This window comes from Calothrix sp. NIES-2098 (assembly GCF_963875125.1).
Lineage (GTDB): Bacteria > Cyanobacteriota > Cyanobacteriia > Cyanobacteriales > Nostocaceae > Aulosira.
On record NZ_CAWNKJ010000001.1, the window covers coordinates 8188158 to 8209007 of the forward strand.

Genomic DNA, 20850 nt, shown 5'->3' on the forward strand with positions numbered 1-20850 from the left:
CAGAAAAAAGCGATCGCACTCTTGTAATTTTGGGAATGCGATCGCTAACGAAGATTTTCTTAATTACCCAATTTAATATTTCCTTTCCTGGGGCTGAAACATGGTAATCGCTACAGGGCGATACTGGATATCCATGCCAGCTGGTGAATAGTAAGCCATTGTATGTTGGAGGAATTTTTCATCATCTCTTTGGGGATAATCTTCGCGGAAATGTGCGCCACGGCTTTCTTGACGATTGAGTGCGGATGCGAGAATTGTCTGTCCGACTACCATTAAACTCCGCAATTCCAAGGCTTCGACAATTTCTGTATTCCAAGAATTGCCTTTATCGTCTAAATATATTTGGGGATATTGCTGTTGTAATTCTGCAAGTTTTTGCAACCCTTCTCGCATTAATTCTTCAGTGCGGAAAACACCGCAGTATTGAGTCATGCAATCTTGAAAGGCTTGACGAATTTGGTTAATTCGGTATGTTCCCGGCTGTTCTAGTAAGGCTTGGATTTGTTGCTGGGCTTCTTTGATGTAACGTTGTTCGTCTACTGTGGGTAATTTGCGGTTTTGCACGTATTGCGCGATCGCCGCCCCGGTTCGCTTGCCATAAACTACACATTCGAGTAAGGAATTACTCCCAAGGCGATTGGCACCGTGTACGGAAACACAAGATGTTTCCCCAGCCGCAAAAAAGCCTTCTACGAAATCATCACCACTGCTACGGACTCGACCATCAGTGTTAACTGGGATACCACCCATACAATAATGAATCGTCGGACGTACAGGCATGGGTTGAGTCACAGCATCAACGCCCACTAAGCGATGGGCTTCTTCCCAACAGAAGGGAACGCGACTCATAATTTTTTCTTTGCCCATGTGGCGCAAGTCCAGATAAACAAAGGGCCCACCCGCACTGCCATCAGGATGAATACCACGTCCAGCACGAATTTCGTAAGCGATCGCTCTTGAGGTAATATCGCGAGGAGCCAGTTCCATGCGGCTAGGTGCGTAGTTTGCCATAAAGCGATCGCCAAGAGAGTTGATGAGATAGGCACCTTCTCCCCGCACTGCTTCGGAAATCAGCACTCCTACCGGATATAAGCCTGTGGGATGGAATTGCACAAACTCCATATCTTCTAAGGGTAAACCTGCGATCGCAGTCATAGCTAAACCGTCACCAGTAGAAGCGTAATCATTGGATGTGGTGTTATAAACGCGACCATAGCCTCCGGTGGCAAACATCACTGCTTTAGCCCGTAGTACCTCTATATGCCCATCTAAGAGATGATACATCACCACACCCTTCGCCTGACCTTCTTCTAAAATCAGGCGCATTACGTACCATTCTTGGTAAACTTGGACGCCATAACGACGTAAATTATTTACCAATTCGTGCAAAATTGCGTGACCAGTCTTATCAGCAGCGTAGCAAGTACGGTTGCGGGAATGTCCACCAAAAGCCCGTTGAGCAATGCGACCATCTGGCAAGCGTGAGAACAAAACACCCATGTGTTCCAAGTCAATTACCACATCTGGCGCTTCTTGGGCGAGAATTGCGACAGCGTCTTGGTCTGCTAAGTAATCAGAACCTTTGACAGTATCAAATGCGTGCGCTTCCCAGCTATCTTCTGGATCGACATTTTTCAACGATGCTGCCATACCACCTTGAGCAGCTACCGAGTGCGAACGAATGGGGTGAGTTTTGGCAACCACAGCAATATTTAAACTGGGGTTAATGCGGGCAATTTCCACAGCCGCACGGCATCCAGCCAAGCCACCCCCAACAATAATTACATCATGTTCTAGCATATGAGTTTTTACTAATCCGTGAATTATGAATAAAAAACTATCCCTTTGCCCTTATTCTCAAATATTTTCCAAGAACTCTAGTAGTCATTGGACTTTTGACTTTTGACTTTAGTCCTAACAAAGAAATTCCCTGCCACAGGACAGGGAGATGATTGCGATTTTGGATTGTGATTTGAGATTTCGCATAAATTAGGCAATTCGTCGATTAGATGACGACTCAATCCCAAAACGCAAATCTCCAATTTGAAAATCTGTTCAGCTGGTTGCTTGTACGGGTTTTTGCTGGGAAACATTACCTGGTATGGGTTCGGTCTTTGTTCCTGGCTCTACAGCAGTTAATTCAATATGATTTAACAATGTAGTTACGAACGCAAATAACAAGAACGGCAACGATAGCAGTACTACGAGGCCAACGGTAGCTAAAGCATAAACTGGTCGTCTGGCACCCATCAGTGCCAATGCTGACGCCAAACTAATGGTAATTGTAATTAACCAAACAATAATTTGACCGTAGATATCACCAAAGGTCAACGTACAGACAAACCGATAGTTTTGAATATTATTCATGTTCATCACATTCGCCTCAAGTCTCTCCTATAGGTTCTACCTTAGAGCCAGGTTTGGCTAGCAGCCAATTTCTCAATATTTTTCCAAGGTTTGTAATATTACTTTATAAACAGCTTTTTTTGATTCAAGCTATGAGATTGCTATCTATAGTAAATTTCCAATTGTGCTAAAAAACCAAGACACAAAAAAACTTTTGTATCTTGGCTTCTTTGTGCAAGATGTTTATCTGACCACAAAATTTCTGTCTAGTACCGATCGTTGAAATCAGATGAGTATAGTTAAGCTTTAGCCTGCTGAGAAGCTGCTTTTCTCTTCTTCATTAGGAAGCCGAGACCACCAGCTAGTGCTGTGCCACCTAGAGTTAGGGGTTCAGGAACTGATTGGGGACTGATACTAACATTGTCCAAGCGCAAATAACCAGGATCGTTTCGGAAACCGAATTTCAACTCTGTAGACACTGCTGTTGCTACAAAGTTGTATACGTATTTAGTATAATCCTGAGCTTTGATATTCTCTTGGTCAAAGAGCTTATTTCCATCAACAAAAGTCTGAAATTGGTTGGTTATTCTACCATCACTCTTCAGAAAGTAACTAAGTTGGTATGATTGACCAATTGTTGTAGAAATTAACTGTGATAGGAAACCAAGCGATCCTACTGGGCCTAAAAAGGCAGAGTAATTACCACTATTGACATCAGCACTATTGACACCCGTGAAACCAGTATTCCCGGACTGAGTCCATCCTGTAAAATCTCCTGTCTCAAATCCTCCATTGATAACCGCTGCTTGTGTAACGGAAGTAGATGCACAAATAATTGCAGCTGTAAACCCAAATACTGGAAGAAGCCTCATAGAATTTATTCCTGAAAAAACTAATTGTTGTTGAAAATCAGGTATGTAGAAATTACGTATAATTGCGTATATATGCAATCCAATACGTAGTGCATACCTGCAAAAAAATAATTAGACAGATGAATTGCCAAATGACCTATCAGTTGGACAATTGAAAAAATATGAGTAGCTGCACACCTTGCACCAAATGTTATGTTCCAAGACAATCTCAGCCTTTAAATTAGCTGTTTGGCGCGCAGATAACTTAGGTATAAATTATTTGCTCTTTCGGAACTTACTTAATTTACGAAATATCAGTAAAAAAAACAACTTTATACTGAGGCTTTACAGAAAAAACATATTTAAATAAGTATGTTTGAAATATTTAAATATCCCAAAGGACAGATGTTTACGGAGTAGTCAAAAACTATACACCTTATATACTTTATAAATTTTTAGTAAAGTAGGTGATTTTTAATATAAGTGATCTTAAACGGGTAGGAAGGGTTCACCAAAGTCAAATTCTCCCTATTCACTAACTTACAAAGTGTTGAAACTATTGCGAATATTAGGAAGGAGAAGGCGAAGAATCTACGATCACTCTATTGCAAACCAATTATCCCAGTATCTCTGAAGACATTCAACTCCGCTGCCAAATTTTAATAGTCTTATCCAAGCTTCCACTTACCAACATTTCGCCAGAAGTAGTAAATGCGACTGCTGTCACCGTGTCAGTATGCCCTGTAAAAGTACCTAGTACTTCCCCGGTTGCTAAATGCCACAATTTGATAGTTTTATCCGCACTACCACTAGCAATAATTTGTTCGTCAGGACTGAGGGTAATTGTACAAACTTCATCCTGATGTCCTTTTAGGGTACGAATTAATTCCCCAGTTTCCAAATGCCAAACTTTAATTGTTTGATCGCGACTACCACTGACGAGTAATTTAGCATCGGCACTGATAGCCAGAGAACGAACGATGTGAGAATGACCATTGAGGGTGTATAGAGGCTGCACATCTTTTAAATCTGTAACACCTCCTAGATGGGATGTACACCAGACTTTGATTTTGCGGTAGCTACCGGTGACGAGAGTTTGACCATCTTGGCTCAAAACCATAGAATGGGCTGCGGTATCATCTAAAGAAAGTGCGATCGCTACCTGACGCTTCATTAAATCCCAAAACAGAATTTTGCGATCATCTCCACCAGTAGCTAACATTCTGCCATCAGGGGTAAAAGCAACGCATCTAACTACCCCATTATGCTTGTGCAAGATATCTATCAAATCTAAGGCACCTACGTGCCAAATTTTAATTGTGGAATCTGCACCCACACTTGCTAAAGTTTGTCCATCGGAACTAAAAGCTAAGGAATTGACTTCATCTACTAGTCCAGATACAACCCAAGGCGATTCTGATAATGTATCGATTAATTCGCCCCTAGTTAAATCCCATAGTTTGGTTTCGCCAAGACTCCCGCTGGCTAATATCGGCGGCCTTGTACTTAGACTACACCGATCGATGTTAGTCGTATGCGTTCTTGCAGAATAGGCAAGGCAATTAATTCCTCTAGTATGCCCTTTCAAGGTTTGCCAGTATTCCCAGTCACCAACGATCTTTTTTAGCGGATGTTCTGGTGGTACAGTCACAACTGTTTCTGCGATCGCTCTTCCATCAACCACCAGTACCATATCTTTGTTATTTCCTAGTGATTCTAAATACCAACTTAATCCACCTGCATACAACAAGTTACTAGGAGTAAGGGAAATTTTTTGTTCGGTAAATTCTACTTGTTCGCTAGGTAAAAATCCTGCGATTGCTACTTTTTTCTCGTATCCTAATTTACTATGCTCTGGATAAAATAAAGCGAGAAAAATTAATACTTGATGTTTTTGCAAATCCTCTTGAGTAACTGACCACTTAATTTTATTCTTCTTTATTCCATTAAAACTCTCACCATCAGCGGCGTAAACTAGAATACTCAATTTTTGGTTAGCTGTGAGAACATAAGAAAATTTACTATGACTGCGCAAATTTCCCTCATCATCTAAAACCATATTTTTTACAGTGTCTTGCGGCACTTTTTTCACCAACTTACTTAGGCGTTCCACTATGACTCGATCGACAATTTGTTCGCGCAAAATATAATCTTGCGCCTGCTGTTGAAAGTGCTGGTCAAAGGGTATCGTCCAATCAGGCGGTTCTGGATATTCAGGTGGTGTCGGAGGTGGATTTTTAGCTAGAATTTCTGCTTGTTGGCAAGACAATTCCATGAGTTTTGCCAATGGCTCACCCCAAAAGGTCATAATTTCACTGTGACAACCTTTAATTTGGCTTTTCATTAAAGATAAGTCATGTGTTTTCAGCTTTTTGACACGTTGTAGAAAATCAGCTTGTTGAGCTTTGAGTAAGCTAATCCAATCCATCTGCATGAGAGGGGAACACTATTGCATACCTAAGGTAAGCTATACCAAAAAATTACTCAAGTTTATAATCGTTATTGATTAAAATTCAGTAATTTTAGCAGTCAAATAGAACACAAGCTTAAGCATGAGTTCACAGTAGAGATACACCTAGATAGCGCCCAAACATATCATTAACTGATATATCTGAGGTATAGAGAGTTAATTGATGTCAAATCATTGTAACTAAAATACAGCACAATATATTGTTTCTATGGAAACAGTTCTAGCAGCAAAGAATAGTGCGATTAAAGGCTGACAAAAATGGGAGCAACAGTGCTATCCTATCAATAGCTATGTCAAAACATCTGATTTCCCTTGCTCATAAGAGAGCAATATCAGATGTGTATAAATTAGGATTTCGGTTAAATTTTAAGCTTGCTGTTCGGGAAGTGTCTGTTGAGTATCTAAGCGACTAGCATCCTGTTCCTGGACATTGCTCGCCTCTAATTTTTGAATTTTCATATGTAAATCAAAGTCACTGCTACTAATAATCGTTTCTAAATTCGCTATTCTTGTTTCTAAAAGTTCTATCTGCTGCTGTTGCAGATAGTTAGGTTTGGATTTTTTATCATCAGCACGCCAGACAGCCACTGTACCAGCTGCTGCACCACCAATAGCAGCTAAAGGCAGAATAGCACCACTTCGGGTTACAGCTGAAAGCGGAATGCATAACGCTAGGATTCCTACTGTCGTTCCCCAGATTTTTGAGGTAGCAGCGACTCTAACATCGTGGGATGACTCTAGGCTGTTTTGTGATTCTTTCGCCATAAATTTATCCTAGATGAATTATTTCTAGGTTCGCACGATCGCCTGTAAAAATACCTCCTACGTTTGGGTTAAGTTTATTTACTTTATCTAGGCGATCGCATACTGAAACTATCTCTGAAAATTAGTAACCACATTGAGTAACAAGTGCAACATTAAATTTTAACAGTAGCTCAAAAATAACGAGCGACCAAGCTCTGCCACTCTGCAATCGAAGATCTATATTTATAGGGAGGTTAAATAAAATGTCCTTTGAATTACAAAATCAATCTAATAAAAGAAATATTTTCAGATTTCTATATATAAGATACGGTATTTACTGATTTAAATAAATGTGTGTATTTATATACAATTAAAATAAAATAAGATGATAGTAGAAATTTTTAAATGGGAATACTAAATAGCACCAAGACTATTCACCTAAAGTAAAATGTCAGTTTTAGTTAATTCCTTAAATAATATTGCAGGCTATCGGATTACAGAAAAACTTTACTCAGGTAGTAAAACCCTCGTTTATCGGGCTATTAGAGAACAAGACCAAAAATCAGTGATTATCAAACTGATGCGGAGTGAGTATCCTACCTTCACTGAAATTACCCAATTCCGCAATCAATACAATATCACCAAAAACCTTGAAATTCCTGGCATAGTCAAACCCTTTGGCTTAGAAAACTATCGTAATGGCTATGCCTTAGTTATGGAAGACTGTGGCGGTATTTCTCTCAAAGATTGGCAATTGGCTAATCAGAGAACGGGTAAAAATTCTGTTTCTCTGGAAGAGTTTTTTTCTATAGCCATCGAAATTACATCAATCTTGGAAGAATTACATCGCGATCGCATCATACATAAAGATATCAAACCCGCCAATATTCTGATACATCCAACTACAGGCGAAATAAAAATCATTGACTTCAGTCTTGCTACTCTCCTACCAAGAGAAATTCAATTCCTGACCAATCCCAACGTCTTAGAAGGCACCTTAGCATACATTTCTCCCGAACAAACGGGAAGGATGAACCGAGGTATCGACTATCGTACCGATTTTTATTCCTTGGGTGTCACTTTCTTTGAACTTCTCACCGGACAGTTACCCTTCACTACCACTGACCCAATGGAGTTAGTTTATTGCCACATTGCTAAAGAACCGCCAAAAGCCTGCAAGATTAATGCTGACATTCCGGTAATGTTATCTGAAATCATCAATAAGCTGTTAGCAAAAAATGCAGAAGACCGCTATCAGAGTACACATGGACTTAAGCATGACTTAGAAAAGTGTCGCTGTTTGTGGCAAGACACAAAAAATATCCCCACTTTTGAGTTGGGAGTACGCGACTTTTCAGACCATTTCCTCATCCCCGAAAAACTCTACGGTCGCCGACAAGAAGTAGAAAGCTTGCTCAATGCTTTTGAAAGAGTAACAGGTGGCGCAACAGAAATCATGTTAGTCACAGGTTCATCTGGGATTGGCAAAACTGCTGTAGTTAACGAAGTACACAAACCGATTGTGCGGCATCATAGTTACTTCATCAAAGGAAAATTCGATCAATTTCAACGCGATATTCCCTTATCAGGATTAGTGCAAGCCTTTCGGGATTTAATTGGGCAATTACTCAGTGAAACTGATGACCAAATTCAACAGTGGAAAACTAAGCTTCTGTCAGCATTGGGCGAACAAAGTAGAGTAATTACTGATGTCATACCTGAACTAGAACTAATTATTGGTAAGCAACCTGAGGTGACAGAACTCTCTAGTAACGCTGCCCAAAATCGCTTCAATTTATTATTTCAGAGATTTATCCAAGTATTCGCTACAAAAGAACATCCTCTGGTAATTTTTTTAGATGACTTGCAATGGGCGGATGTAACTTCTTTAAAATTCATTCAACTATTAATAAGTGAAAAAACAGCTTCTCATCTTGTAGGTGAGTATGCGAATAAAGCAGAAAGTGGAGGAATGCTGCTGATTGGTGCCTATCGAGATAACGAAGTTTCAAATGTCCATCCACTGTATTTGAAGCTAAAAGAGATTGAGAAAATGGGAGTAACAATTAATACTATTAATCTTTTACCTTTAACTCAAGAAGATTTAAATAGATTGATTGCTGACACTCTAAATTGTCAAGAATCTGTTGCAGCGCCTCTTACTCAAATGATGTTTGCTAAAACTAAAGGTAATCCTTTCTTTAGCAATCAATTTCTCAATACTCTGCATGATGAAAATGTAATTAAATTTAACTTCAATGGTGGATTTTGGCAGTACGATCTTGTAGAGATAGAAGCATTATCTCTCACAGATGATGTTGTTAAATTCATGGCAATTCAAATAGAAAAATTACCGATACATACTCAAAAAGTCTTGATATTATCAGCCTGTATCGGTAATGAGTTTGACTTACAAACTCTGGCGATCGTCCATGAAAAATCTACCCTTGATACATCATTAGATTTATTACCAGCATTACGTGAGGGGTTAGTTTTAGCTCAAAATGATACTTATAAGTTATTTCAAGATGAGCATGATTCAGTAATGACTGTTCATCAACAAGCGCAGCATTTACAAATCTCAGATTTTCAATTTCCCAAATATAAATTTGTACATGACAGGGTACAGCAAGCCGCCTATTCTTTAATCCCTGTAGAGCAAAAGAAGCCAATACATTTAAAAATTGGACTTTTGTTATTAAGTAATACTCCAATTGCAGAACGAGAAGAGAAGATTTTTGAGCTTGTTAACCAGTTAAATATTGCATTAGAGTTAATTACTCACCAGTCTAAACGCGATCATCTGGCTGAGATGAATTTGACTGCTGGGCGTAAAGCATTAGCATCAACTGCTTATTTATCTGCACTCAAGTATTTAAAGACTGGAATCGAATTACTTGCTGATGATAGTTGGGATAATAAATATGAGTTAACCCTAGCTTTGTATGAGACAGGAGCAGAAGCAGCATACCTAGCTGGCGAATTTGAACAAATGGAGCAGCTTACCCAGATAGTTGTAGCACAAGCTAAAACTAACTTGGAAAAAGTGAAAGTTTATGAGGTAATTATTAAAGCTTTAGGAGCACAGAACAAACTCATTGAGGCAGTCAATACTGCACTACGAGTATTGTCTTTATTGGGATTAGAGCTTTCTAAAAATCCCAGCCAATTAGAGATCCAATTTGCGATAGAAAAAACTACTTCAAATCTAGCTCAATTCAGCAGCGATGAAATAATTAATTTACCAGAAATGGCAGAACATGAAACGCTAGCTATCATGCAGATTCTTGGTAGTGCAATTCCTGTTGTGTATCAAGCTGTTCCTAATTTATTCCCACTGATTATTCTTAAACAAATCGACTTATCACTAAAATATGGTCATGCTCCTTTATCTGCTTATGCCTATATAACTTACGGCATGATACTCTGTGGGACATTAGGAGATATTGATTCTGGCTATAAATTTGGCAAACTAGCTAAAAACTTGGTAGCTAAATTAAATGTAAAAGAAGTTAAGGCTAAGGTGGTATTTACAATGAATGCCATCTTGCGTTGTTGGAAGGAGCATATTAAAGAAACATTAAAACCTTTATTAGAAAACTATTCAACAGCACTGGAGACGGGAGATTTAGAATTTGCAGCTTATTCGCTTGGTTTTTATTGTCAGTATTCATATTTTATTGGGAGTGAACTTATAGAATTAGAAAGAGAAATAGCAAATTACAGCTATGCCATTAGTAAAATTAAGCAGGAAAGAACTTTTAACTGGAATGCTATTTATTGGCAGTGCGTTTCAAACTTGATTGAAGCCAAGGAAAATCCCCACATCTTAACTGGCGAAGTATATGAAGAAGAGAAATTACAACTACTTAATCTAGAAGCTAATGATGGAGTAGGACTTTTAAATTTCTATATAAACAAATTATATTTGTGTTACTTATTTCAAGAATTTACACAAGCAGTTCAAAATTCAGTTAAAGCAGAAAAGTACTTAAATAGTGGAATGGGAAGTTTACTTATTTCTCAGTTTCATTTCTATGATTCTTTAGCACAGTTAGCTTTATACCTGAATGTCGAAGAAGCTCGGCAACAGCAAATTCTAGATAAAGTTAAAGTTAATCAGGAAAAAATACAGATTTGGGCACACCATGCCCCAATGAATTTCTTGCATAAGCACTATCTAGTAGAGGCAGAGCAGCATAGGGTGAAAGGTGAATACCTTAAAGCGATGGATGATTACGATCGCGCCATCACTCTTGCTAAAGAAAATGAGTACATTAATGAAGAAGCTCTTGCTAACGAACTCGCTGCTCGATTCTATATACAATGGGGTAAAGATAAGATAGCTCAAGCTTACCTCACTGATGCATATTATTGTTATTTGCGCTGGGGAGCAAAAGCCAAAGTTGAAGATTTGGCAAAATCTTATCCTCAATTGCTAACTCCTATTTTTAAGCCAGACCAATTGAGTTTTTCCTCAGTTGAAAAAAGTACTTTTTCTTCGCATACAACTTTATCTACTCAAAGCAGCCACCAAACTTTATTTAGTGCTTACACTAGTGTTTCTGATTCTTTAGATTTGACATCTGTGATTAGAGCATCACAAGCGCTTTCTGGAGAAATTGAACTGGAGCAGTTGTTATCTACTTTAATGAAAGTAGTAATGGAAAATGCCGGAGCTTCTAAATGTGCTTTAATGCTGAATTCTGGTGATAATTTAGACTTAACAGTTACTGCTATTAGTTCAAATTCCTCTTTGGTATCCATTTCTACACAATTCCCTGGAATCAAGCTTTCTTGTAGCTCTGACTTTCCAATTGCGTTGATTAATTATGTCAAACGCACAAAAGAGAGATTTGTAGTTGATGATGCCAAATTGGAAGAATTTATAGTAAACGATCCCTATATTATTCGTGAACGACCAAAAAGTCTGTTGTGTATTCCGATTCTCAATCAGGGAAAACTTATTGGCATATTATATCTAGAAAATAATCTGACAACAAGAGCTTTTACGGGAGATCGCTTAGAAATTTTACAAATAATTACTACTCAAGCAGCAATCTCTCTAGAGAATGCTGCCCTCTACAAGGATTTAGCACAAGCAAAAGAACGTTTAGAGGAATATAGTCATACATTAGAAGAAAAAGTTGAACGCAGAACACAGGAACTCAATGAAAATAATCAGCGATTAAAACAATTAATACTGGATTTGCAAAATGCCCAAACCCAACTGATTCAAAGTGAGAAAATGTCTAGTTTGGGGCAGATGGTAGCAGGGATTGCCCATGAAATTAATAACCCCATCGGCTTTATTCATGGCAATATTACTCATACACAAGAGTACGTACAAGATCTATTAGAGTTGATAGCTATTTATCAGCAAGAATATCCCAATCCTTCTGCTCAAGTTGCTGAAAAGTCTGAAGAAATAGACTTAGATTTCTTAGTGCAAGACTTGCCAAAAGTTCTGGATTCTATGAATATAGGAACATCGCGTATCCGCAATATTGTTTTGGGTTTACGCAACTTCTCTCGCCTAGATGAAGCTGACATGAAACTTGTAAATATTCATGAGGGCATAGACAATACTCTGATGATCTTGCAGCACAAACTTCAAGAAAATAATGACCGTCCTGAGATAGAAGTCATTAAAGAATATGGCGATCTACCAGAGGTGACTTGTTATGCTGGTCAGTTAAATCAAATGTTTATGAATATCCTGACTAATGCGATCGATGCGTTAGATGATAAAAATATAAACTGGACTCTGGGAAATGGAAACAACCAGCAATTAAAAGTTCCCAAAATTTTTATTCTAACTGAGTTAGCAAACAAAAATACTGTTAGGATTCGGATTGCAGATAATGGTCTTGGTATCAATCCTGAAGTGCAACAAAAAATATTTGACCCATTTTTTACCACTAAACCAGTTGGGAGTGGCACAGGGCTAGGATTGTCTATTAGCTATCAAATTGTTGTAGATAAACACAAAGGAAAGTTGTTCTGTGAGTCTACACCAGGAGAGGGAACTGAGTTTGTAATAGAAATTCCCATGCAATAGTAAGAGACATTGAAGACATGAGAAAGTGTTTCTCTGTGTCTTCATATCAGCCTCAAAATATCAATAATTTGTAGGACAAACTTATATCTTGATCTCAGCTAAATGCCTTTAAAATCTATCTATTTGTCATTTGTCATAGCCACATAAGGTTTACAGGGCTTACGCTGCCCTGTAATTACTACCTTAACTCCATTGGCTGGTGCAAGTGTCACTCCTCGGCGTTGAGGTCGCTCTAGCGGCTGATCTGCTAGCGCCAGTTTATAGTTAGAGAGAGCAGTTGCCAATACTAATTTCATTTCAAATAATGCAAAAGCTTGGCCAATACAGCCACGCGAACCGCCACCAAAAGGTATAAATTCATAAGGAGAGAATTGGTTTTCCAGAAATCGTTCTGGCTTAAATTCCATTGGTTCGGGGTATAAATCTTGACGCTTATGTGTAAGATAAATGCAGCCTACTACTACTGTACCAGGTTCTAACTGATGCTCTAGAACTTGAATAGTTTCCTGCACAATTCTTGGGAGGGTAAATATTGCAACAGGAGTAATTCGCAAAATTTCATTACAGACTGCTGTGAGATAAGGTAGCCGAGCAATACTCATAGGATCGGGATGATCGCCAAGACCATCAATTTCATCAAGAAGTTTTTCAAGAACTTTTGGTGTTTTATGAATCCAGTATATTCCCCAAGCTATTGATGTTGCTGTTGTTTCATGTCCAGCAAATATCAAAGTGATTAAATCATCCCGCAATTCCTTATCACTCATCTGTTTACCTTGATCATCTTGTGCTGACATTAGCAAGGATAGAATATCTATACGATCCAAACTAATGTTTTCTCTTCGTTCAGCAATTTCTGCATAAAGTATTTCATCAATTTTTTGCTTTTGCTGTAAAAATTTTCCCCAAGGACTCCAAGAGAAATCTTTTTGTAAAAAAGGAAAGAAAAAAAAGCTAGAAGTCAATGGTGAGTGAAAAATACTCAAAAGCAATGGAAACAGATGTTTGAGTTTTTGACAACATTCTCCCTCATATAAACCAAAAATCGCCTCTAAAATTACTTGCAGGGAAATCTCCTGCATGACAGTATGAGCTGAAAAAGGCTCATTTTTAGGTAAATTTTTTAAAACATTTTCTGTGAGATTACAAATTAGCTGACCATAACCTCGCATCCGTTCTCCATGAAAAGGAGGCATTAATATTTGTCGGCGCTGTTTATGATGAGTTTGATCTAATAAAAAGAATGAATCTTCACCTACTAAAGGTTGCAAAATCCTGTTAGGTTCGCTGAGGGCAGCAAGCTTATTTTTGTCATTCGATAAAATCTCCTGAATTCCTTGAGGATGGTGTACGAATACGATAGTATTTCCGAAACCAACAATATCAGCAGTAAAAATATCAGGATACTTTTGGACAGCATTGTCCATATATGTTACAGGATCGGCAACCCATTGAAGCTTTTGTAGAAAAGAGGGAGTTTTGAGACGATTAGGTAGTTCCATGTAATTAGTTATCGTTCATTGTTGAAGTTTTAGAGAACTCCAAAAAATAAAATATCCCAATTTCTGAATCTTCTTTCTTGCTATCTTGTCCTCAATAATATGGGATATTTTGTTAGTTGGATGTGATTGATTACTGCTAATGTTGTAAGTTTACCAAATAAAGATCGCACTAGCTAGAGTTAGGCAAAACCAGTAAGTAAACAGCATATAAGTACGATGATCTGCTTGTGAAGAACGATAAAATACAATCCGTACTGCAACTATCAAACTCAAAACGGCAAGACCTATATCGTAAAGTAATACTTCTACTGTTGTTGCTATCGGCATCATTAATAATAAATGAGTTGCGAATGGTAATAATGCAAAACCTAAACTCAGTATGGCTCGACTTGCAGTTTCTCCAAAAGCAATTGGCAATGTGTTTCTACCAATAGCGCGATCGCCTTCAATATCTCGCAAATCCTGAACAGCTGATATAGTTAGCCATACACCACCCAACATTAAAATCCAACGCCATGCAACAGAAGACAAAGGTGCTACTAATTGATAAGCTGCCGCAAGTTGAGCAACTGTGCCAACTCCCATAATGATGTTTTTGGTAATCCAGTGCTTGTCCCAGCTGCCAAAGTTATTCATAATAATGCAGACTTGCCAGAGTAGTGCCCACTCTAAAACCCCAAACCACCATCCTACAAGCGAAAATAAAATCATGCTTAAAACCCATCTGACAAAAGCTCCATGAACAGAGACAACGCCTGTAACAAGAGGGCGATTGGGTTTATTAATTTTATCCTCTTCTATGCCAACCATTTGGTTGGCAATACAAAATGACAAAATGTACAACCAAAAATAAATAATGCCGCGGCCTATTTGCAAAGGTAATCCATTTAAAGGCAATAAGTTTACTTTCCAAGCAGCTATTAAAAATAGTAATCCAGGTAGTAAGCCGCTTGAGTAATCACGCCGTATGAATTGCCACATTAGAGCTACTTCTTTCAGCAAACTTTGATAAATGCGTATTAGCAGAAATAGCGGTAAACTTAAGGCTTTTATTTGTGTATTCATCATTTATATCTCTCGAATCACAGTAGGGTTCACTTACAGTAGACTCTCTAGCATTTGTCAGATTTATCTCATGAATTTCTATAAGGATTGGCAATGCCAACCCTACGTATATTTCAGAAATCAAATAGTAATGCTATAGCAATACTTAAATTCAAAAATTCAAATATTAGCCCTATATTTTGAATTTTGTTCTAGAAGTTGAAGTGAAGCATCAATAATTCAGTATATGTTTCTAGAACACGAACATATACTTAACATAAACAGCCAATTCTCAGCCAATAAAACTAGTTACACATTAATGGCTGTGAGGTAGATACACACCCTTGTAAAAATAATTTCAGTCGCACATAGCACCTTGATTTCTATTAAGGCATCAAGGTTTTTTTTGGAAAAATTAAACTCTTTATTACCCTCATAGCAGTTAGTAAATAATATTTACTTCTACTTTTAGAGGTGATTTAATATGCGTAATTTAAAATTCCAAAAATTTATCTGTAGGTTTATTTTTTAATTTTTGATTAAAAAAAGTATCCGTATTTGCCTGTAATTCCTAAGTATAATTAAATCTATTAAATACTTTGTAATAATAAGTACAATGCTTTGTCAGCCTTAAATTTTCTATAACTTTTAGGTTAAAAAGCTATATATGTAAGTTCTCATCAAGCTTGGAGGAGAAATTTTGCTTATATTTATTTAAGATAATGTATCTGAACATACAAAAATATAAACTTTTAATTATTTGCAGGCGTTTAAATATAAGTTAAACAAATATTTGATAGTTATTTAAATGACTTTTATACTTACATATTAATGCTTAAATGTCATGTCTCTTTGATATTTAAGTTGATCGTGTAAATAAACTAAGGTTTTGTGTTAACAGCCTAAGTGCTGGACGCACTTCAGCAGAAGTGAATCTAGGAACTGAAGCAGTATTATCTATGCTCGTATAAAAAAAATATATAAAAGCATCTAGCTTGAGTAGTAAATTCCACCAGTAAACAAATATCTAATACAGCAGACTGTAACAATAATATGTTGCAGCAATGCTATTACGTATTTCAAAAGTATTCCAGATACTTACGTATTTGCTAAATTATGTCTCTCCTTTGATAAAATCCTGGGAGTGTCAGCAATTCAGTCATTCAAGAGAAATCACAGTCAGTTATGACAAAGACATCTTATATTTTTCTCGCAGGGGCAAGCCGTGGTGTTGGGAGGGAAATTGCCAAATGCCTCAAAGCACAACAGCTAAAAGTTAAAGCACTGCTGAGAAAGGAAACTGCGGCTGCTGAACTAGAAGCATTAGGTATTCCGGTAGTTATTGGAGATGCTTTGAACGTAGGTGATGTAGAACAGGCAATCCTGACAGGCGAACCCGTCGATACTGTTATCAGTACCATAGGTGGTTTACCTGGTAATACTGAACGTCCCGATTATCTTGGTAATAAAAATCTAATTGATGCAGCAGTCAAAGCTGGAATACAAAAATTTATTCTTGTTACTTCTATTGGCACTGGGAATAGTATTGGCGCTTTGTCTCCTCAAGCTTTGGAAGCCTTGAGAGAAGTTTTGGTTGAAAAAGACAAGGCTGAACAATACTTAATTGCTAGTGGACTCACGTATACGATTATCCGTCCTGGTGGACTAAAGTCTGAACCTGCAACTGGCAATGGAGTTTTAACTGAAGATTCACGTGTTGTTGGTAGTATCCATCGTGCAGATGTAGCGCAGTTAGTTGTCCGTGCTTTAAATTCCGATCGCGCTAATAATAAAATTTTATCGGCAGTAGATAAAAACCAGTTGTTTGGGCAACCAGAGTTTGTGGAGTTCAGCTTAGATTAGTTTTTCAGTGCGATACTAGCTTAACCAAGTAATCTGGCGATCGCATTTCTCGTGAAATCATCATCACCTTTACTCACCAGAAATTTGGACAAATACTGTACGTTTACGCGGGCCATCTAACTCAAAAAATAATACTGATTGCCAAGTTCCCAAAGCTAATTTGCCATTAACAATCGGAATAACTTCGCTAGTGTTTAGCATCATAGCCATTAAATGAGAATGAGCATTCATCGGTTCGTCTTCTGGTACAACCCTTAAATGCAGATCGTTATGTAAATATCGCTCCGATTCAGGTGCTAATTTCCCTAGAAAGACTTTCACGTCTTCTAATAAGCGTTCTTCATTTTCATTAATAGCTAAAGCTGTTGTGGTATGTCGAGAAAAAACTAAAGCTTGCCCATTTTGAATAAATGTCGCATTAATTAAATCTTGAATTTGTGGGGTAATGTTATGAATATTTATCCCTTGTTCAGTTGGAATTTCAATTAGCTGATTAACGATTGCCATATCTTTAATTACAAATTATCTTGACTAATTCCCTAATATTTTTTGCAAACCTTGAACTAATCTTTCTATACCTGCTTTTGCTGTTTCTTGCTGCAACGCACCGTAAGCTACACGCAGATAACATCTATCTTCCATGCCAAAGGTTGTACCGGGAATAACTGCTACTTGATGTTCCTTGATTAATCTTTTAACTAACTCAAAAGCATTGATTTGGGTATGAACTTTGATAAAAAAGTAGAAAGCACCATCAGCAGGAGTAATAGTACACAAGCCTTGTAAACGATTGAGAGATTCCAGTACTAATTTTCGCACTTTGGCGATCGCACCAATATTTTCTTTAAAATATTCATCTTTTGCTTGCAATGCTCCCAAAGCTGCATATTGAGAAATAACTGGCGCACAAATCAAAATTGTATCTTGAACTTTTTTGACAGCAACTAGCAGGTGTTGCGGAATCACCATGTAACCTATACGCCAGCTAGCAAAACCATAGGCTTTAGACAGGCTGTATAGGGAAATGGTGTAGTCGCTACTACCAGCAAAAGCCGCAGGAGAAATGTGTTTTACTCCGTTATAGGTAAAGTATTCATAGGCTTCATCGCTAATATGATAAATGCTGCGAGTGCCACATAATTGATTAACTTCCCTTAATGCCGCTTCTGAATACACCACTCCTGTAGGATTATTCGGAGAAATTGTAACTATAGCACGTGTTTTTGGCGTAATTGCTTGGGCGATCGCTTCTGGACGCAGTTGGTAATTTTCATCCGTCTCTACTAATACTGGACGACAACCCGCCATTGTAATGGCCATTTCATGATTGAAATAGTAGGGCTTATTCAAAATAATTTCATCGCCTGGGCTGGTAATTGCCAGAATGGCATTCATAAAACCCATGTTGCTTCCAGCCGTGACAACTATGCAGTTTTCTTTGTTAATTTCAATACCATTAAAAGCTTCTAACTTGGCAGCTAATGCTGCTACTAATGGTGGAATTCCTTCAACTGCTTTATATAAATTATTCGTTGGTTCAGCCAAAAACTTAGCTAAAAACTCTACTGCTTGGGGTGGTGGACTGTAAGAAACCACACCTTGTCCTAAAGAAATGGTTCCAGGAGTGTTTTGAATCAGTTCCCCAACCACGGGAATGATTGGCGATTGTACCGCCTGCATACGTGATGTTAGGGATTCCATAGGAGTTTTTTACGCTGATAGGGGCGGGGGAAACCGGATATCGGCACTGAACTGTTCAACATTGACACTGCGATGAATCGGTAACACATATTCTAGATTTTCGTGGGGACGCGGAATAATATGATGAGAAAGCACTTCACCACCATTAACTCGTCCTACCGCCTCTAATCCTACAGCTACCGCAACATTTACTTCTCCCACTTCCCCCCGAATTAACACTGTAATCCGTCCCAGATCGGTATTTTCATATCCTACAAGAGTGACGCGGGCAGCTTTACACATAGCATCTCCCGCTTCCACAGCTGCGGGAACGCCATAAACTTCAATCATGCCAAGTGCCAGTGTCATACTGCTAACAAGTAATACAATCCAAATCCTATCACCTGTTGGTTAAGCTAATATGCGCCCAAGTTCTATATTCTATAGTTCAGACTGTCATTGTATTTACAAAGAGCAAATAACGGCTAAATGAAGTGACGATCAAATCGAGAAATGTATTAAGTTTTGCAGATATTTTACTTTAATTATAGTTCGTATACCAGACCGAGAACTTCTTGCGACTTTTCCAACACTTCATCGGGGTCAAACGGCTTAGTTAAGTATAGATCTGCTCCGACTTCTTTTCCTTTTTTTTGGTCAAACTCCTGTCCTTTAGCCGTCAGCATAATGATGTAAATATCTTTCATGCCCAGGACATTTTTTACTTCATTACACACATCAAATCCACTGAGTTTGGGCATCATTACATCTAAAAATACGAGGTTTGGTTGTTCAGATTTAATTTTTTCTAAGCCACTCTCACCATTATCAGCAACTAGTAACTCTACTCCTGCGTCTTCCAATTCTTCTAGGGTTTGCTCTAACAACAATCGGATATGTACTTCATCATCTACAATTAAAATTTTTTTACTCATAATTACCCCTGATTTTTTCTGTAAATATATTATTTCAATTATTTTATCGTTTATCGGCAACACATAAAACAGATAAATATGCCAATATTGCTAAAATATCTAAAAATTTGGCTGGCATTTTTATCTTTCAAAAAACCAAATTAGGCTAATACTATGGCATTTTAGCTATTATTTTGTCAATACATCATCTCGGAATTTAAATAATATTTAAATTCCAATAAATTATTAGAAGGGTCTTTTAAGAAAAAAGTCATGTGTTCTTCTGGTTTTCCAGCAAACCTGACCATCAGTTTTTGGAAGAATTGAATTTGCCGCTGCTCAACCAAACTAAACAGATAGTCAAAATCGCTTTTATATTTAAAAGTAATACCAAAATGCCGAGGATAAATTTCGGGATTTAAGTCTATCTTTTCGGGAGCCAAATGACAAACTAGCTGGTCGCCAAAAAAATTAAAAGTGGCGCGGTCTGCATACTTACGAGCTAATTGACAATCGAGTTTATTTACATAAAAATCTACTGTTTCCTCAAGTTCTTTACAGGGAATCGCTAAATGAAAGACATTTTCTGAACTTCTCATACTAAAGCGCCTTCAAACAAAAGTAAAGTATCCGATCTCAATCCTAATCTCAGACTTTCTAAACTCAGAACATGATCGAAGCTGATATTTGCTAAGTTGACATTAGCTCCCACTTCAGTAATAAAGTATGTTTGTAAATCTTTCGTTGGCGCTTCAAAAATTAGGTTGTCTGGGTTAATTCCAGAATTAAGAATTTCGGAGATAATTCCATAACGCAATTCTCCATTTTTTTGGCATATACCAGATCTACCACTTTCTCTCGCTTCGGTAATTACTTTAGTTGCGCCTGCTTCTAAGTCTTGCCAAATATATTCCACCCAATTATTTGCAGATAATTCTTGAGATTTTTCTGAATCTTTGTAACCCACTTCACTCAAGATTGTGAACTCTAAGGAGAACTCCGCAATATATTTAGCCTTTTCCCGGTTGCTGAGGTCGATAGTGCCGTTAGAAATCTCCATATGAGTGCAGCCAAAAGCCTTATGATAATCATAGAAATCATTCAGCTTACCCTGGAGAAGACATTTTTCAAAGAAAGTTCCGCCAAAATAAAATTGCACCCCATTTAATTGCAGACATTCAATTTTTTGATAAATATCTTTTGTAATTAAGGAACTACACCAGCCAAATTTAACAATATCAATGAAGTCTCTATGACTATTAATTACATCAGTAAAATATCCAGTGGGCACACCATTATCAATTAAAACTGTTAATCCAGCTTGTCTCTTCTTTTTTGTGCGTAATGGGAGATCAAGAAAAATATTCATCTGAAA

Annotated in this window: 15 protein-coding genes; 2 read left to right on the forward strand and 13 right to left on the reverse strand. The window is 37.6% G+C overall.

The window, feature by feature from the left end; translation table 11 throughout:
- Positions 1-72: 72 nt before the first annotated feature.
- The 5 genes from AACU33_RS34445 to AACU33_RS34465 all read right to left on the reverse strand — a co-directional run bounded on the left by AACU33_RS34445 (position 73) and on the right by AACU33_RS34465 (position 6432).
- Positions 73-1800, reverse strand: coding sequence for a succinate dehydrogenase/fumarate reductase flavoprotein subunit (locus tag AACU33_RS34445; RefSeq protein WP_096594737.1), 1728 nt, complete (start codon positions 1798-1800; stop codon positions 73-75).
- A gap of 255 nt (positions 1801-2055) precedes the next feature.
- Positions 2056-2373 carry a hypothetical protein gene (locus tag AACU33_RS34450; protein ID WP_086691328.1) on the reverse strand — a complete coding sequence of 106 codons (318 nt, stop codon included), beginning with the start codon at positions 2371-2373 and terminating at the stop codon, positions 2056-2058.
- Between the two features lie 272 nt (positions 2374-2645).
- Positions 2646-3218 (reverse strand): PEP-CTERM sorting domain-containing protein, encoded by a 573-nt coding sequence (locus AACU33_RS34455; RefSeq protein WP_096594738.1) that lies wholly within the window; start codon positions 3216-3218, stop codon positions 2646-2648.
- A 619-nt stretch (positions 3219-3837) separates the two neighbouring features.
- Complete coding sequence (locus AACU33_RS34460; RefSeq protein ID WP_096594739.1) at positions 3838-5631, reverse strand: WD40 repeat domain-containing protein; 1794 nt, start codon at positions 5629-5631, stop codon at positions 3838-3840.
- Between the two features lie 402 nt (positions 5632-6033).
- Complete coding sequence (locus tag AACU33_RS34465) at positions 6034-6432, reverse strand: hypothetical protein (RefSeq protein ID WP_096594740.1); 399 nt, start codon at positions 6430-6432, stop codon at positions 6034-6036.
- 427 nt (positions 6433-6859) lie between these two features.
- Between AACU33_RS34465 and AACU33_RS34470 the strand changes: the two genes are divergently transcribed.
- Positions 6860-12472, forward strand: coding sequence for an ATP-binding sensor histidine kinase (locus AACU33_RS34470; RefSeq protein ID WP_096594741.1), 5613 nt, complete (start codon positions 6860-6862; stop codon positions 12470-12472).
- Positions 12473-12591: 119 nt separating this feature from the next.
- On the opposite strand, the gene AACU33_RS34475 is transcribed toward AACU33_RS34470, so the two are convergent.
- Together AACU33_RS34475 and AACU33_RS34480 are read right to left on the reverse strand one after the other, a co-directional pair.
- Positions 12592-13974 (reverse strand): cytochrome P450, encoded by a 1383-nt coding sequence (locus tag AACU33_RS34475; RefSeq protein ID WP_096594742.1) that lies wholly within the window; start codon positions 13972-13974, stop codon positions 12592-12594.
- Between the two features lie 150 nt (positions 13975-14124).
- Complete coding sequence (locus AACU33_RS34480; RefSeq protein ID WP_096594743.1) at positions 14125-15042, reverse strand: UbiA family prenyltransferase; 918 nt, start codon at positions 15040-15042, stop codon at positions 14125-14127.
- A gap of 1161 nt (positions 15043-16203) precedes the next feature.
- Here AACU33_RS34480 and AACU33_RS34485 point away from each other — a divergent pair.
- Positions 16204-16881 (forward strand): SDR family oxidoreductase, encoded by a 678-nt coding sequence (locus AACU33_RS34485; RefSeq protein ID WP_096594744.1) that lies wholly within the window; start codon positions 16204-16206, stop codon positions 16879-16881.
- A 69-nt stretch (positions 16882-16950) separates the two neighbouring features.
- Here the strand turns inward: AACU33_RS34485 and AACU33_RS34490 are convergent, their stop codons facing one another.
- The 6 genes from AACU33_RS34490 to AACU33_RS34515 all read right to left on the reverse strand — a co-directional run bounded on the left by AACU33_RS34490 (position 16951) and on the right by AACU33_RS34515 (position 20844).
- Positions 16951-17388 carry a secondary thiamine-phosphate synthase enzyme YjbQ gene (locus tag AACU33_RS34490; RefSeq protein WP_096594745.1) on the reverse strand — a complete coding sequence of 146 codons (438 nt, stop codon included), beginning with the start codon at positions 17386-17388 and terminating at the stop codon, positions 16951-16953.
- Positions 17389-17412: 24 nt separating this feature from the next.
- Positions 17413-18582 (reverse strand): pyridoxal phosphate-dependent aminotransferase, encoded by a 1170-nt coding sequence (locus AACU33_RS34495; protein ID WP_096594746.1) that lies wholly within the window; start codon positions 18580-18582, stop codon positions 17413-17415.
- 9 nt (positions 18583-18591) lie between these two features.
- Positions 18592-18930, reverse strand: coding sequence for a carbon dioxide-concentrating mechanism protein CcmK (locus AACU33_RS34500; protein ID WP_096594747.1), 339 nt, complete (start codon positions 18928-18930; stop codon positions 18592-18594).
- Between the two features lie 176 nt (positions 18931-19106).
- Entirely contained in the window at positions 19107-19496 is a 390-nt protein-coding gene (locus tag AACU33_RS34505; protein WP_096594748.1) for a response regulator transcription factor, read from the reverse strand.
- 176 nt (positions 19497-19672) lie between these two features.
- Positions 19673-20074, reverse strand: a complete 402-nt coding sequence (locus AACU33_RS34510; RefSeq protein WP_096594749.1) for a VOC family protein — start codon at positions 20072-20074, stop codon at positions 19673-19675.
- On the reverse strand, positions 20071-20844 hold the full coding sequence (locus tag AACU33_RS34515; protein ID WP_096594750.1) for a phosphosulfolactate synthase: 774 nt from the start codon (positions 20842-20844) through the stop codon (positions 20071-20073). The genes AACU33_RS34510 and AACU33_RS34515 overlap by 4 nt, the downstream gene beginning before the upstream one ends.
- Positions 20845-20850 lie beyond the last annotated feature (6 nt).